This window comes from Rickettsia amblyommatis, assembly GCF_002078335.1.
GTDB lineage: Bacteria > Pseudomonadota > Alphaproteobacteria > Rickettsiales > Rickettsiaceae > Rickettsia > Rickettsia rickettsii.
Genome location: NZ_CP015012.1, coordinates 674,172 through 689,707, shown reverse-complemented (window position 1 = coordinate 689,707; position 15,536 = coordinate 674,172). Strand labels below are relative to the sequence as shown.

Sequence of the window (15,536 nt, the reverse complement as noted above, 5' to 3'; positions counted from 1 at the left end):
TTTTTTCTATTTTGATACGTGAATTGTCTACCTCTGTCATCCCATGGCTTGACCATGGGATCCAGTAATTCAATACACAATAATGCTATAAATTATTTTCTGGATACCGAGGCCAAGCCGCGGTATGACAATTTTTATCCTTTATAAAACATCGCTACTACAAAAGCTACAATAGTCATAATGCAAAATAATTGCACTATTATAATCAATGTATTACGTAATTTGTGACAACTTATATAATCCTCAACTACTACACGCATACCAAGCATCGCATGATACAACGAAATAACCACCGTAATTAACAAAGCTACTACATTAAAAGGCTTTTTAAGCTCCCACATAATAATATTGATATCATTATTTTTGTTGGTTAACGTAAAATATATTAGCCACACAGAACATAAAGCTAATATAATCCCCGTTACTCTTTGCAATAACCAATGATGAGAACCGCTTTTAGCAGAACCGCTATTTTTTGCTTTTACAATTTCTGCTTTAAAATCATATACCATTAATTTTCTCTATTATTTGTTTTAGCTTTTCGTCATTGCGAGGAAATTGCATAGCAATTGACTAAGCAATCTCAGGCATTTGTTATTATTTCTGAGATTGCCACGTCGATGCTACGCATCTCCTCGCAATGACGTTTTTAATTACTACACCCATAACAATACCGTTAATAATACAGATCCTACCACTACACACCAACCAGTGATATTAACCAATTTTATAGAAAAACCGTAACCGATATCCCAAAATAAATGCCGAATGCCGTTACATAAATGATAAAACCAAGCATAGCTAACAGCTACTAAGCATATTTTTATAATACAGCATTCAGCAAGCTGTAAATAATTATTGTCATATTTACTAAGAATCAACCACCACGCCAAGATTGACACCGCAAAAAACAAAGCTACGCCTGTCATACGATGCAAAATTGATAATGTAGAACTTATTTGCGGCTTATATATAGTTAAATGCGGCGAAGTGGGACGCTTATTATAAATTTCTTGTTTGGTTTTAGTCATATATTTCTAATAAATAAAAAAGGGCTATGTCATTCCCGCGGAAGCAGGAATCCAGAAAAAAGAGAGCTTTTAATTTTAAAAATTCAGTATATGTGTATTTTTTAATTACTGGATTCCTGCTTCCGCGGGAATGACATACTACACGTTTCAATCGGTCAACGACATCTATCTCTGCAACCAATGTCTTTCTACGGGCGATAAATCATCTGTCACTGCTCTCCTATCATCGAAGACAAAACATTCACCTTGCCATAAATTGTTCTTGTTTTGTGTATCTTCTAGATATTGCAGTATTCCACCCTTTAAATGATATACCTCATCATAACCTATGCTTTTAAGTAAGCTGGTGGATTTTTCACACCTGATACCACCTGTACAAACCATAGCAATTTTCTTACCTTTGAGCAATTTTTGATTCTGCTGAACCCAAGCAGGAAATTGTTTAAATGTTTTGGTATTAGGATTAATTGCTGATTTAAATGTACCGACCTCTACTTCATAATCATTTCGAGTATCTATTACTATAACATCTTGTTTTGTGATAAATGCATCCCAATCTTTCGGCTCTATATATTCGCCTTTAAACAAATCAACATTTAAATCATTAACGTTCATTGCTATAATCTCTTTCTTAAGTCTGACTTTCAATTTCTGAAAAGGATGAACATCACTATAATTTATTTTAACGTTAACATCTTTGGGACCGGTTAGCTTTATCAATTCTTCAAGTACAAGATTTACATTTTCATATGAACCTGAAAAAGAGCCGTTAAAGCCTTCATTAGCTAATAAAATAGTACCTCTAACATATTTTCTTTTACCGATAAGCAAAAGTTTCGGTATCAAATTCGCCGGTTCTTCTATATTAACAAAACTATATGCACTTAAAATTGCTATTTTTTCATTCATAAATTATTTAGGTATTATTTTTACATTCTATGTCATTCCCGCGAAGGCGGGGATGACATAGAAAACTATATCTTACATAACCTGCAATGGTACGAACATATTACTACTACCCCTTTCAATCAGGAGCAAAATATTTTGCTTATCTGATTTTTTAGCATTTTCATATAATTCTTCTAGCGTACTTATATCGTCTATGCTTTCCTGATTAATATTGGTTATCACTATTCCCATTTTATCTTGAGGAATAGTATATTTTTGTCTTAGTTCTTCAATCAAATTACCAAAAGTACTATTATTTTAATTATTTTCTTCTTTATTTGTTATTTCTTTCTTATTGGTCTCTTCTGTAGAATCTTTGGTAACCTCTTCATTATCCGAAGTAATTTTAATAGGTAATTCAAGCTCCTTTTTATCGCGAAGTATTTTCACTTTTACTTCCTGATCAATAGGAGCATCTGCAATAATTACACGTAATTTTTTAGTATTTTTAACCGGTATATTTGCAAACTCTATTATTATATCACCTGTTTTAATTCCCGCTTTATCACCTGGACCGTCTTCTTGTACTTTAGCTACTAACACCCCCCTAGTATCTTTAAGTCCTAGCCCTTCAGAAATTTCCTCGGTTAAATCTTGTATTGTTACTCCAAGGCGTCCTCTACTTACTTTTCCATCTTTCTTAAGACGTTCGATTATAGGCTTTGCAGTATTTGACGGTATTGCAAAACCGATACCTATATTAGTACCGAGCGGTGAAAAAATTGCCGTATTGACGCCGATTACTTTCTGATCCAAATTAAACATAGGACCACCAGAATTACCGTTATTAATTGCAGCATCCGTTTGAATAAAATTATCGACTATATTGTCCGTATCTATATCGATATCCCGCCCTTTAGAAGAAATAATACCGCTTGTCACCGTACCGCCTAGATTACCGAACGGATTACCGATCGCAATCACCCAATCTCCTACTCTTGCATCATTTGAATCTCCAAACTCAACAAAAGGTAGAGGTTCCTCGCTATCTATTTTTAAGAGAGCTAAATCGGTTTTAGTATCGTTACCTATTAATTTAGCCGATAATTCGGTATTATCTGCAAGTTTTATATTAATTTTATCAACATTAGCAATTACATGATAGTTTGTCACTATTAAGCCGTTAGGTTCAATAATAAATCCTGAACCAAGCGGAACACTTTTCGGAGTTTGATCTACCTCTTCCAAATTCAGCGGTATATTAAGCTTTTCTAAAAAATCATTAACTTTTTCTTGCAGAGGATCTTTCTCGGCATTTTCCGATTTACTATTAACATATTCTATTGTTGAAATATTAACGACTGCAGGAATTAATGGTTCAACTATATCGGCAAAGCTATAACGGGCGGCTTCACTTACTTTTAAAGGAGCAGAATTTATTGCCGTAAATTCATTCTCTTCTTGATCTGCTACTTTTAAAGACTTACTATTTTCTTTTGCTAGAACAACGTTACTTGATATTAAAACTATTATAACAAGAACTATTTTCACATTAACCATATACTCCAAGTAAATAAAAAGTAGATAGACTAGTATACTACTTAGTTAGATTTAGATATTTTAAAACTTCAGCATCCGGTGAAATTACAAAATTAGTATCCTCTTTCTTTAAAGAATTTTTATATACTAAAAGTGATCTATAAAATTTATAAAATTCCGGGTCGACTGAATAAGCAGAGTTATATATTTTTGCTGCTTTCTCATCGCCGTCACCTTTAATAATTTGTGCATCTCGATAAGCTTTAGCAAGTATTATTTTACTTTCTTTATCTGCTTTTGAACGAATACGCACGCTTTCTTCTTGTCCTTCCGCTCTAATTTGGGTTGCTTCTTTTTCACGTGCCGTTTGCATACGACGATAAATAGCGGCACTATTTTCTTTTGGTAAGTCTGCTCTTAAAATTCTAACATCTACAACATCAATACCGAAGCTTTTAGCTTCACCGTCCACTTGATTTAAGATATTTAACATTACGTTACTACGTTCCTGACTTAAAAGGCTACTTAGCGAGATTTTACCTATCACCTTACGCATTGACGATTCAAGATTACGAGTCAGCCTAATTTTTACACCTTGATAATCATGTACCGTTTTATAAAACATTACGGGATTATTAATTTGGAATTTGGCGTAGGCATCAACAATAACTCGTTTACCGTCAGCAGCCGTTAATTCTTTTGCCTCAACCTCAACATCTAAAAGACGCTTATCAAAAAATTCAACATTTTGAATAAATGGGATTTTAATATTTAGTCCTGGATTTTCTATAGTTCTAACTGCCTCACCAAACTGGAATACTACTGCAGATTGGCGTTGGTCAACTGAAAATAAGGAGCTAGAAATCAGTACCAGCCCAAAAACAATTATAAAAATTATATAATAAATCTTTTGTTGCATTTAATATTCCTTGTTGTTTAGATGTCATTCGTGTATAGAGTGAAAAACACGCTCGATGTTATTCCCGCGAAAGCGGGAATAACTATCGCACCCCTATGGTTTAATAGCCATGTGCGGCAGTAGTGCATTATTAATAATCGTTTTATTTGAACCGCCTAATATCTCTTCGACTACTTCTAAATATAATCTATCTCTAGTTACTTGCCTACCTGTAGCATATTGTTTATAAATAGCATTAAATCTTTGGCTATCACCTTCTGCTTTCGATATAACTTCTTCTCTATAACCTTCTGCTTCTTGTATAATCTTTGCAGCCGCTCCTCTAGCTTCCGGCAAAATCTTATTATTATAGGCTTGAGCTTGATTTATTTCTTTTTCTTTATCTGCTTTTGAAGTTTGCACATCTCTATAAGCATCTATTACTTCGGCAGGCGGCTCGGCTTTTAATAATTGTACTTTCTCAATCATAACACCGGCATTATAACTATCCAATATCTTCTGTGCTAATTTCTCTATTTTATAAGTAATCTCCTGCTTTTGATCGGATAATACCCAAGAAATAGGAGTATTGCCTATGACTTCCCTAACGGCACTCTCAACTGTTGCTTTTACTGTTTCTTCAGGTCTTTGTAAGTTAAAAATAAAATCCTCAAGATTATTAATATGCCACATTACGTCACAATTTAAAGCAACGATATTTTCATCACCGGTGAGCATTATACTTTCACCGGCAATATTTTTAGTATTATCGCCACCGCTACGCAGAGAGCTATTTGTACGATAACCAATCTCAATCCGGCGTGATTGTTTAACTTTCTCAACTATTATCTTTTCAAAAGGCACCGGTAAATGATAATTAAGCCCGGGGTAACCCTTACGCACAAGACGCCCAAATCTTATTACCGCTGCTTCTTCGCCTTCTTTTATTTCATAAATACCCGAAGCGAGCCATAAAGCAACCACTGCGACAACAGCTAAAATTATTGTTTTAGCATTGAAATTAAACGGGAATTGAAATTGATCAAAATTAAATTGATTTTTACGCGGTCTTGTGAATATGTTATCTTCTTTATCAGAATCAAAATCTTTCCATGGGGATTTTTTTAAAATTGAGATATATTTTTTATTAAGCATTTGCTTTGTTGTTTTATATTATTTTAAAGATGAGATAATTATATATATTATAGTATATAACGTCAAGTTACGAGCTTCAACAGCTTTAAAAAGGAAATTTAATTATGGCGCATTTACACCAACGACAAATTATAGATAAAATTCAGCATATTACCTTTAAAGACGGTACTTTTTTAAATGAAGTTATATCGGATATTATAATTAAAGGTAATAATATCGGTTTCTCAATAGATATATCAGGTAAAAACAAGTTAGAAGCCGCAGAAATTAGACTTAAGGCAATTAATAAACTTAACGAGATTTCGGCAGTAAATAAAATAACAATTGTTTTTACCGAAAGTAAACCGATGGAGAAAAAAGTTCAAAAACTAAAACATTTTGTAGAAAATGTAAAAAAAATTATCTTAGTAGCGTCAGGTAAAGGCGGAGTCGGAAAATCTACAATATCGGCTCTTATTGCTCAGCAGTTAAGTCTAGAAAATTACCGAGTCGGGATAGCAGATGCGGATATTTACGGTCCGTCAATTCCGCATATATTCGGCATTAACGAAGTACCTAAAACGAAAGATAGACGAATAATACCGGTACTTGCTCAAAGCATCGAAATTATGTCTATAGGCTTCTTCGTTAAAGACCATTCGGCAATTATTTGGCGTGGTCCTATGACGAGTAAGACTATTTATCAATTATTATCGGTAACAAAATGGGATAATTTAGATTATTTAATTATCGATATGCCGCCGGGGACAGGTGATATTCATTTAAGTATACTAGAAAATTATCATTTAGACGGCGTAATAATCGTAACTACACCACAAAAAATATCAGAAATAGACGTAATACGTTCTATAGATTTATATCAAAAACTAAATTTACCTATTTTGGGACTAATTGAGAATATGAGCTATATGCTTAAAAATAATAGCGGCGGACATTTATCGCAAAAATATAATATACCACTAATCGCTCAAATTCCGATCACACCACAAATAGCCGAGGCTTGCGATAAATCACTACCTCTAACAAACTTATTAACATTACCTTTAGAGAAGTATTTACAATGAAAATACACGTATTGGCAGATGATAGAACAGGCAATACCCATCAGGCTATTGCACTTGCTGAAAAATTAACGGAAGAATATACAACAATTAAGCTTGAATATAATTGCTTAGCTAAGCTACCGAACTTTTTACTAAAATATTATCCTATTCATATAAAAAGTGAGCTATTGCAGTATCTTTTGGATAAGTCCCCACCTGATATGATAATTACCGCTGGAAGAAGAACGGCAGTACTAGCATTTTATTTAAAAAAGAAATTTAAAGATATTAAGTTAATACAAATAATGCAGCCTAATCTTCCTTACAATACATTTGATGCCGTTATTCTGCCTTATCATGACCAACGTCATTGCGAAGCCACAAAGTGGCTGAAGCAATTTCAGGGCTTTTTTACTAGATTGCTTAGTCAATACTTCGTATTTCTTCGCAATAACGACTTTAAAACCATCATCCCCATCAACGGAGCTATCAACAACGTAACCGAAAAGTTCGCCACGGCGAACTTGGAACTCCAAAAACATTATCCTAATCCTAAACAGTTTATTGCAGTGATAATCGGTGGGAATAATAAAAAATTTAATTTACATGAAGATGAAGCAGTTTTATTTGCTTCATTATTAAATAAAATATATACTAATCAAAAAATACCTTTTTTCATTAGTTTTAGTAGACGTACACCACACACTGTAAAATCAATTATTAAAAATAATATGCCGTCTTCCACAATTATTTATGACCCAAACGAAGACGCAGGCTATAATCCTTATATAGCTATGCTCTCCAAGGCAAAATATATAATCTCTACGGCTGACTCAATCTCAATGTGCAGTGAAGCAGCTTCAAGCGGCAAGCCTCTTTATATATTCTGCCCACCAAACTTTAATTCTTCAAAGCATAAGATTTTTATAAAGCAGTTAGTAGAACAGAAGATAGCAAGAATTTTTGATAAATCGACTATTGCTCTAGAAGAATATAACTACAAACCCTTAAATGAAGTAGAAAGAGTAGCTGAAATTATTAAATCTTTAATCAAAAGCTGGTAATTATATGGATAAAGATATACAATCATATATATTCATTAATAAGCTAAAATCTTTACCGTTTGTCAACGAAATATGGCTTTTTGGCTCTCGTGCTAGAGGGGATAACGATGAGCGTTCCGATATTGATATTGCAATTATCTGCCCTAATATTACAGATCAAGAATGGCTAGAAGTTATGTCTATTATAGAGAATGCCGACACGCTTTTAAAAATAGATTGTATAAGGTTTGAAAGTACTAAAATAAGCTCTGAACTTTATAAAAATATATTAAAAGAGAAAAAAATTATATATGTCAAAAATAAACCTTAAACTTGAAAAATTTCATAAAACTTTTATGACGCTTGAAGATATTTATTTAAAACCGACAACAGAAGATAGGGCTTATATTGATGCCACTATACAAAGATTTGAATTTACTTTTGAACTCGCTTGGAAGTTTTTAAAAGAATATTTTTCTCAAAAAGGCACAGTGCTTCACTATCCTAAAGAAGTGATAAAGGAAGCTTTTGTTGCCGCTATTATCAATGATGAGAGTTTATGGATTTATATGCTTACTGATCGTAATATGACATCTCATACTTACGATAAAAAGCTTGCCGATGAAATATATAACCGAATAAGAAATTATGTTCCTGAACTTAAGAAATTACTAAATATCATTGATTTAAAGATTTAATAATACCTTGCAGAGTTTGGACTTCAGGGGAAGAGAGACTATTGATACGTGTAAATATATTAGTGATATTTTGTTGCATAGTAGGTTTTTTGTTGGGAGCCTTGAAGAATCCGGCTTTATCGAGTTTACCGAATAAATTTACTAAAAAATGCTCTATTTCTTCTTTAGTAGCTAATTTTTGAATGTTATGTACATCCTCTCTGGGCGTAGAATTACGAAACAACTCATAGCATATAATAATAACCGCTTGAGCAATGTTTAATGAGCTAAATTCGGTTGTATTAATAGTGATAATCTTATTAGCAAATGCGATTTCTTCGTTGCTAAGCCCATTATTTTCCCGCCCGAACATTATCCCGACTTTTTCAGAATTTGGATAATCTAAAGGTAAATTTTGTGAAAATACATAACCTTTATTCATAGCCCTTTTAACGCAAGTAGTAGCATATAAATATTCGAGGTCTTTAATGCTATCCTCTAGGCTATCAAAAATTTTTGCATGATCTATAATATTAACCGCTCCGACTGCATTACTACGTGCTTGCTCATTAGGCCAGCCGTCTCTTGGAGCTACGATTCTAAGCTCATTTAAGCCAAAATTCTTCATTGCTCTTGCAGTAGCACCGATATTCGCACCCATTTGCGGGGCAACTAATATTATTATTGGATTCATTTTAATAATTTTTTGTAACTAAGCAGGTATAGGCAATCGCTACAGCGTCAGCTTCATCGGCATTGGTAATTAAGGAAGTGCCAGGCAGCAAAAGCTTTATCATATGCAAAATTTGGTCTTTCTCTGCGTGCCCATATCCTGTTACGGTTTTTTTTACTGTATTTGGCTTAAACTCTCGCATGTCCACATTATATCTACCGATCAGCGACATTATCGCCCCTCTAGCATATCCAAGCTTTAAAGAAGTCACGCTATTAGTATTAACAAATGTTTCTTCAATCGCTGCCATATTTGGTTGATATTCTAATATTACTTTTTCTAATGTACTATTAATAAAAGCAAGTCTATGATGAATTTCATCCTTACTATTTGTTTTAATAATACCACTAGCTAAATATTTCAACTGTGCGATCTCCTTTGCCACTACTGCCCATCCAAGACTCCCAAGTGCCGGATCAATCCCAAGTATTATCATGATTATTTAATGTTATTTTTATTGGCATTATTATATGGCTTTTATACCATTCCTGCGAAAGCGGGAATTCAGAAATAGTCTTAATATTGATAAAATAAACCTAAAAAACAAGTTTTTTGTAGGTTTTACTGGATTCCCGCTTTCGCGGGAATGACATCGAAAACCATCAAACAAAGCCTGTCAAGCCACAGGATGACAGCTTTATATCTTCATATACTGATAAAATTCTTGATTATTCTCCCACAGCTCACGCACCTTAACGAATAAAAATAAATGAACAGGAAATCCAAAAAACCTCTCCATTTGCATTCGGGATTTTGCTCCTATTTCTTTGATTTTAGAGCCGTTTTTACCGAGTATTATAGTTTTATAGCTCTCTCTTGAAACTACTATAACTTGATTAATCTTTACGGATTTGTCTTTAAGCTCTTCCCATTTTTCGGTTTGTACGGTTAATTTATAAGGGAGTTCTTGCTGCAAATTTAAAAATAACTGCTCTCTTGTAATTTCTGCTGCAATAAAACGCATAGGTAAATCCGTTATGTCGTCTTCCGCATAAAGCCAACGAGAAATTTTGGCCTTACTTGTTATATATTCAAGTAATACATCAATATTTCTGCCTGATAAAGCAGATATAGGAAAAAGCAAGCTATCAGGATGATTTTCTGTTAAAAAAGCTTTAATGTCATTTAGATATTTTGATTCGATGTCTATTTTGTTCAATAAAAATATCGGAACAATATTAAGTGAGCGAAGCTTATATAAAATATTATGCGTTATATCATCAAACGACTTTATACTATCAATAATTAACAGCACTAAATCCGCACTATGCAAACTAGACCACGCACATCTTACCATTGCTTTTTCTAAGCTCCCTTTCGGCTCAAATATACCGGGCGTATCGTATAAAATTACCTGCGTATCTTTTAAGGTAATAATACCGGTAATAATTGACCTAGTAGTTTGAACTTTTGGGGTAACGATTGAAAGCTTCTCACCGATTATTCTGTTTAATAAAGTTGATTTTCCGCTATTAGGTCGCCCGATTATACAAACCGATACCGTTTTCTGATTAGACATCTTCCCAAACTTCACTTCTAGAGGTAATTTAGACGTCGATCTAGTACTCGCATCCTCGCGTACTAGTGTGTACGCTGCGGAGGCAAGTGCTTCTGTGTCTCCTTTAAATTCCTCTCTATAAGCTGGTTTGGCAAGATGTCTATTAGTCATTTTTAAGTCTATGCAATAAGCTTCGTGCTGCGTTTTTCTCTGCTTCTTTTATTGCGTGACCAGTGCCTGTTTGTTCATAATCTTTTACTTTTACAAGAACCGTAAAAGTCGATGAATGGGAGGCTCCTTCTCTTTTTATCAGACGATATATCGGTAGGTGATGATCACTAGCTTGAGCCCATTCTTGTAAAGCAGTTTTTGGGTCATAATCCGTTAAATTCTGAACTTTTATAAATTCTGCCCATAACTTCTCGATAATATCATGGGTTGTTTCAATATTGCTATCAAGATATATAGCTGCAATTAAAGCTTCCGTGGCATTTTCTATATTATTAAGATTATCACGCCCGCCTGCTACTTCTTCGCCATGAGTCATAATTATATAATTTTTTAAAGTAAGTTTAGCTCCAACCATGCATATTGTTTCTTTGCAAACCAAATATGATCTAATTTTAGCTAAATTCCCCTCATTATAATTTGCAAAATTTCTAAATAAAATTTCTGTGATTACTAAATTTAATACGGCATCACCTAGAAATTCTAATCGTTCATAATCTTTATCATCCTTGTACTCGTGGTGTTGCCTTAAAGACGGGTGACTCAACGCCTCTATTAAAAGCTCTTTATTTTTGAAACTATAGCTAAGTAGCTTTTCTAACTTCTCAAATGATTCCATTACGCATCCGTGTTATAAAGATTTCTGAAAATTCTATTTAACCTAACAGATTCAATCCATGGCTTTAACTTTAGTACTAGATTAATAACTCCTATATCATTATCCCACCAAGTTATTTTTGTTGAGAACCAAATAAATTGTGCTTTAGCAATAAAATTTTCAAACGGTACAAATCCAAGACTTACTCTACTATCATTTGACTGATCTCTATTATCCCCTAAAAAGAAATATTTCCCTTCAGGTACATCAAAAACATCCGTATTACCGTATCTATCATTATATATAACGCCATAAATAGGAGCAAGCTTATAAGAAAAATATGTTCTACCGTTTGGCAGTGTTTCTTTAAACTTTAAATATTTTATTCCCTCTTCGCTTATATAAGTTCCCACTTCCGTGCGTTCTATTTTTTTGTCGTTAATATATATTACGTCATCAATCAATTGAATTTTATCGCCGGGTAGCCCTATTAAACGCTTTATATATCTAACACTCATATCGTTAGGCGGACGAAAAACTACAATATCGCCACGCTCCGGTTCACGAGCAAATATTCGCCCTTTAAAAAGAGGAATAAAATCAAAAAAAGATAAAGAATAATTACTATAACCATAACTATATTTCGTAGAAAATATATAGTCATTCTCAAGTATAGTTGCTTTCATAGACCCGGTCGGAACGGTAAATGGCTCCATAATAAGTATTCTAATAAGTAAAGCGATACATATTACAAAAGCAAAAGACCTACACTCTTGCTTAGCTGTTTTATTAGTGTTTGATTTTGTATTATCTGTTTGCATAATCTCTTAATTGTTTATAAATTGGAATCGTCATTGCGAGGAGAGATTGCCACGCTCCTTTCTCCTTTCAGTCGCTTGCAATGATGGCTTAGTATCCACACGGGCAATCTCTCCTCGCAATGACGATAAAGTCAAACCACGCTATAACTTCTTTATCCTCGCCTCAATCTCGCTTCTAAAATGGCGTATCAGCCCTTGAATCGGCCAAACTGCCGCATCACCTAAGGCACAGATAGTATGCCCCTCTATTTCTTTCGTAACGTTAAGGAGTTCGTCTATCTCAGATTTTTTGGCATTACCTTCAACTAGCCGCATCATAACTCGCCACATCCAGCCCGTACCCTCACGGCAAGGAGTACATTGCCCGCAAGATTCATGCATGTAAAATTTACTAAGCCTTGCTATTGCATAAATAATATCGGTAGATTTATCCATAACTATAATACCGCCTGTACCAAGTCCGGAACCTGCGGTTCTTAAACTATCAAAATCCATATCCACTTCACATAATGACTTAGGAAGTAAAGGCACGGAAGAACCACCCGGGATTATGGCTTTAAGATTATCCCATCCACCACGAACACCTCCCGCATATTTCTCAATCAATTCTTTTAACGAAATTCCCATTGCTTCTTCAACATTACAAGGCTTGTTAACATGCCCTGATATGCAGAAAATCTTAGTTCCCGTATTGTTAGGTTTACCTATATCGGCAAACCAGCTAGCTCCTCGTCTTAAAATGGTTGGCACTACTGCGATAGACTCAACATTATTTATAGTAGTCGGGCAGCCATATAACCCAAAGCCGGCAGGAAAAGGCGGCTTTAAACGAGGCATACCTTTTTTACCCTCTAAGCTTTCAAGCAATGCCGTTTCTTCGCCACAAATATAAGCACCCGCCCCACGATGTAAATAAATATTACAATCAAAGCCTGAACCGCAAGCATTCTTTCCTATTAACCCTTCTTTATAGGCTTCATCTAAGGCACGCTGAATATTAGAGGCCTCATTATAAAACTCACCTCTAATATAGATATAACAATTATTCGCTCCTATAGCAAAGCTTGCAAGCAAGCAACCTTCTATTAATTTGTGTGGCTCAAACCTTAATATATCACGATCCTTACAAGTGCCAGGCTCAGACTCGTCGGCATTTACTACTAAATAGCAAGGCTTCTCTGAATTTTTAGGCATAAATGACCATTTCATACCGGTAGAAAATCCGGCACCTCCTCGCCCTCTAAGCCCTGACTTCTTAACCTCTTCAACGATGCAATCTCTACCTTTATCAAGCAAAGCTTTAGTATCCTCCCAATCGCCTCGTTTCTTGCTAGATTTCAAATCATGGCTTTGCTGCCCATGCAGGTTAGTAAAAATTTTGTCTTCTTCTTTTAGCATAAACTATTCTCGTTATGGCTTAAAAACGTCATTGCGAAGAAAAATTGAAAATTTTGACTAAGCAATCTCGTGCCAAAATTCTGAGATTGTCACGCAGCCTACGGCCACTCGCAATGACGATGAAGCCGGTCCACGCAACAATGCCTGCTCGCAATGACGATTCTTTACCTTTCTATTACTTTTTTATTAAACTTCCTATTAACAAACATTGTAAGTATCGGAGCAGAGATAAAAATTGAGGAATAAGTACCGGCTATTATCCCAAAAAATACAAGTACGCTAAAACTACGGATTGCCTCACCGCCAAAAAGAATAAGGGCTAAATTGGCAAGTAGCGTGGTAATGACAGTTAAAATAGTTCTTGATAAAGTCTCATTAATACTTAAATTTATAATTTCCGTGATATTTTTTTTATGATATTTACGTAAATTTTCTCTAATCCTATCATATATTACTACCGAATCATTAACGGAATAACCTATAATAGTTAACACTGCAGCAATAGTACTTAAGTTAAAATCAAGCTTTGTCATACTCATAAACCCAAGAGCGAGTATTACGTCATGCACTAAGGCGATAAGTATACCAAGACCGAAATACCACTCAAAACGCACCCAAATATAAACCATAATCGCTAAGAAAGAGAATAGCATCGCCATAGCCCCCGCTTCTATTAGCTGCCTACCGACTTGCGGACCGACAAAATCTACCTTACGATATTCAAACTTATAAGGAAAATTACTTTGCAAAGATGCTTTAATTAACTCAATATTTTTCATGAGATTTTCTTCACTACTACTACCGAATCTAATCGATAAATCACGCTCACTACCGAAATTCTGTAAGACCACCTCACCTATTCCAAGCTTGCCTAGAACCCCACGCATTTTTGGCAAATCAGGAGCTTGATCAAGCCTTACTTCAATAACTATACCACCGGCAAAATCAATACCGAAATTAAATTTATATATACCGATCCAAATAAAGCTAATGAGTGATAAAATCATTGAGAAAGTGTAGCTAACTTTTTTAAAATGCATAAAATCAAAATCGATTTTATTAGGTAAAAGTCTTAAAGGATAAATTTGCATTATTATATATTTTGTTGAATAAGGATTATATTTGTATTATATAGTAAATTCAAAAAGGTTAAATGATTTTTTATGTCAGAAGTAGTAGTAAAAGAACAATTAGAGCAATATATAAGCAAAATAGAAAGATTAGAACAAGAAAAAGCTGATTTATCTCAAGAAGTAAAAGATATCTTCCAAGATGCTTCTTCACATGGATTTGATGTTAAAGCTATGAAATCTATATTGAAACTAAAGAAATTGGATAAAGATAAACTTGCCGAGCAGGACGCTATGCTTGAGCTTTATAGGGATACTTTAGGGATTTGAGGCATACGTCATTACGAGGAAATTACAAAGTAATTGACGAAGCAATCTCAGGAGTTTGTTATTATTTCATAAGATTGCCACGCAGCCTACGGCTGCTCGCAATGACGTATTTAGTATTCACGTAGCAACGCACTCTTTCGCAGTAATGACATAAGAAGATACAAATTTTAAGCTTTTGCTGCCTTAGTTTTAGCAATAGGGATATGTCTCTCTTTAATTCTAGCCGACTTACCGCTTCTATTTCTTAAATAATAAAGTTTAGCACGACGAACTACTCCGTATTTTACTACATCAATAGAGTGTACTATCGGCGAGTAAGTCATAAAGCGTCTTTCGACTCCTTCACCGTGGCTAATTTTACGTACTAAAAAAGATGAAGTAATACCGCGATTTCTTTTTGCGATAACTACACCTTCATAAGCTTGAAATCTTTCCGTTAATTTTTCCTTACCGTCTTTCTCAATCGATCTATCAATAATTCTAACAGTTACCTTAACTGTATCGCCGGCTTCAAAATCAGGAATTTTTTTATTTGCAGTACGCTTTGAAATGTTTTCCTGTTCAAAGCGGTCAATAATATTCATTT

Annotated in this window: 18 protein-coding genes and 1 pseudogene; 5 read left to right on the top strand and 14 right to left on the bottom strand. The window is 34.2% G+C overall.

Annotated features, from left to right (window positions below):
• Positions 1-134: 134 nt before the first annotated feature.
• The 6 genes and pseudogenes from sdhD to hflK all read right to left on the bottom strand — a co-directional run bounded on the left by sdhD (position 135) and on the right by hflK (position 5,511).
• Positions 135-512: a succinate dehydrogenase, hydrophobic membrane anchor protein gene (gene sdhD / locus A3305_RS03900; protein WP_014391840.1), complete on the bottom strand. Its 378-nt coding sequence runs from the start codon at positions 510-512 to the stop codon at positions 135-137.
• A gap of 144 nt (positions 513-656) precedes the next feature.
• Positions 657-1,031: a succinate dehydrogenase, cytochrome b556 subunit gene (gene sdhC, locus A3305_RS03895; protein WP_014391839.1), complete on the bottom strand. Its 375-nt coding sequence runs from the start codon at positions 1,029-1,031 to the stop codon at positions 657-659.
• Positions 1,032-1,196: 165 nt separating this feature from the next.
• Entirely contained in the window at positions 1,197-1,940 is a 744-nt protein-coding gene (locus A3305_RS03890) for a rhodanese domain-containing protein (protein WP_014391838.1), read from the bottom strand.
• A gap of 72 nt (positions 1,941-2,012) precedes the next feature.
• A pseudogene (locus tag A3305_RS03880) lies at positions 2,013-3,479 on the bottom strand (Do family serine endopeptidase).
• A gap of 37 nt (positions 3,480-3,516) precedes the next feature.
• Positions 3,517-4,377, bottom strand: a complete 861-nt coding sequence (gene hflC, locus A3305_RS03875; RefSeq protein WP_014391837.1) for a protease modulator HflC — start codon at positions 4,375-4,377, stop codon at positions 3,517-3,519.
• Between the two features lie 93 nt (positions 4,378-4,470).
• Positions 4,471-5,511: an FtsH protease activity modulator HflK gene (hflK, locus tag A3305_RS03870; protein ID WP_014391836.1), complete on the bottom strand. Its 1,041-nt coding sequence runs from the start codon at positions 5,509-5,511 to the stop codon at positions 4,471-4,473.
• A gap of 104 nt (positions 5,512-5,615) precedes the next feature.
• On the opposite strand from hflK, the gene A3305_RS03865 reads away from it, so the two are divergent.
• Genes A3305_RS03865 through A3305_RS03850 form a run of 4 tightly spaced genes read left to right on the top strand, consistent with a single transcriptional unit; the run spans position 5,616 to position 8,295 of the window.
• A complete protein-coding gene (locus A3305_RS03865; RefSeq protein ID WP_014391835.1) occupies positions 5,616-6,575 on the top strand; it encodes an Mrp/NBP35 family ATP-binding protein in 960 nt (319 codons plus the stop codon).
• A complete protein-coding gene (locus A3305_RS03860) occupies positions 6,572-7,618 on the top strand; it encodes a mitochondrial fission ELM1 family protein (RefSeq protein ID WP_014391834.1) in 1,047 nt (348 codons plus the stop codon). The genes A3305_RS03865 and A3305_RS03860 overlap by 4 nt, the downstream gene beginning before the upstream one ends.
• Before the next feature lie 4 nt (positions 7,619-7,622).
• On the top strand, positions 7,623-7,928 hold the full coding sequence (locus tag A3305_RS03855) for a nucleotidyltransferase domain-containing protein (RefSeq protein ID WP_014391833.1): 306 nt from the start codon (positions 7,623-7,625) through the stop codon (positions 7,926-7,928).
• Complete coding sequence (locus A3305_RS03850; protein ID WP_014391832.1) at positions 7,909-8,295, top strand: nucleotidyltransferase substrate binding protein; 387 nt, start codon at positions 7,909-7,911, stop codon at positions 8,293-8,295. The genes A3305_RS03855 and A3305_RS03850 overlap by 20 nt, the downstream gene beginning before the upstream one ends.
• On the opposite strand, the gene A3305_RS03845 is transcribed toward A3305_RS03850, so the two are convergent.
• From A3305_RS03845 to secF, 7 genes are all read right to left on the bottom strand, one after another.
• Positions 8,276-8,968, bottom strand: a complete 693-nt coding sequence (locus A3305_RS03845; RefSeq protein ID WP_014391831.1) for an RNA methyltransferase — start codon at positions 8,966-8,968, stop codon at positions 8,276-8,278. The two genes, A3305_RS03850 and A3305_RS03845, sit on opposite strands and share 20 nt — an antisense overlap.
• Before the next feature lies 1 nt (position 8,969).
• On the bottom strand, positions 8,970-9,443 hold the full coding sequence (ruvC, locus tag A3305_RS03840; protein WP_014391830.1) for a crossover junction endodeoxyribonuclease RuvC: 474 nt from the start codon (positions 9,441-9,443) through the stop codon (positions 8,970-8,972).
• Between the two features lie 201 nt (positions 9,444-9,644).
• Complete coding sequence (gene era, locus A3305_RS03835) at positions 9,645-10,676, bottom strand: GTPase Era (RefSeq protein ID WP_014391829.1); 1,032 nt, start codon at positions 10,674-10,676, stop codon at positions 9,645-9,647.
• Positions 10,669-11,352, bottom strand: a complete 684-nt coding sequence (gene rnc / locus A3305_RS03830) for a ribonuclease III (protein ID WP_004996667.1) — start codon at positions 11,350-11,352, stop codon at positions 10,669-10,671. The genes era and rnc overlap by 8 nt, the downstream gene beginning before the upstream one ends.
• Positions 11,352-12,152, bottom strand: coding sequence for a signal peptidase I (gene lepB / locus A3305_RS03825; protein ID WP_014391828.1), 801 nt, complete (start codon positions 12,150-12,152; stop codon positions 11,352-11,354). The genes rnc and lepB overlap by 1 nt, the downstream gene beginning before the upstream one ends.
• 141 nt (positions 12,153-12,293) lie before the next feature.
• Positions 12,294-13,550 (bottom strand): NADH-quinone oxidoreductase subunit NuoF, encoded by a 1,257-nt coding sequence (gene nuoF / locus A3305_RS03820; RefSeq protein ID WP_014391827.1) that lies wholly within the window; start codon positions 13,548-13,550, stop codon positions 12,294-12,296.
• Between the two features lie 164 nt (positions 13,551-13,714).
• The gene (secF, locus tag A3305_RS03815; RefSeq protein ID WP_014391826.1) at positions 13,715-14,641 is read right to left on the bottom strand and encodes a protein translocase subunit SecF; all 927 of its coding nucleotides are present in this window, start codon (positions 14,639-14,641) and stop codon (positions 13,715-13,717) included.
• A gap of 72 nt (positions 14,642-14,713) precedes the next feature.
• Between secF and A3305_RS03810 the strand changes: the two genes are divergently transcribed.
• Positions 14,714-14,950: a DUF2312 domain-containing protein gene (locus A3305_RS03810; protein WP_004996682.1), complete on the top strand. Its 237-nt coding sequence runs from the start codon at positions 14,714-14,716 to the stop codon at positions 14,948-14,950.
• Between the two features lie 167 nt (positions 14,951-15,117).
• On the opposite strand, the gene rplS is transcribed toward A3305_RS03810, so the two are convergent.
• Positions 15,118-15,534, bottom strand: a complete 417-nt coding sequence (gene rplS / locus A3305_RS03800; protein WP_014391825.1) for a 50S ribosomal protein L19 — start codon at positions 15,532-15,534, stop codon at positions 15,118-15,120.
• Positions 15,535-15,536: the final 2 nt, after the last annotated feature.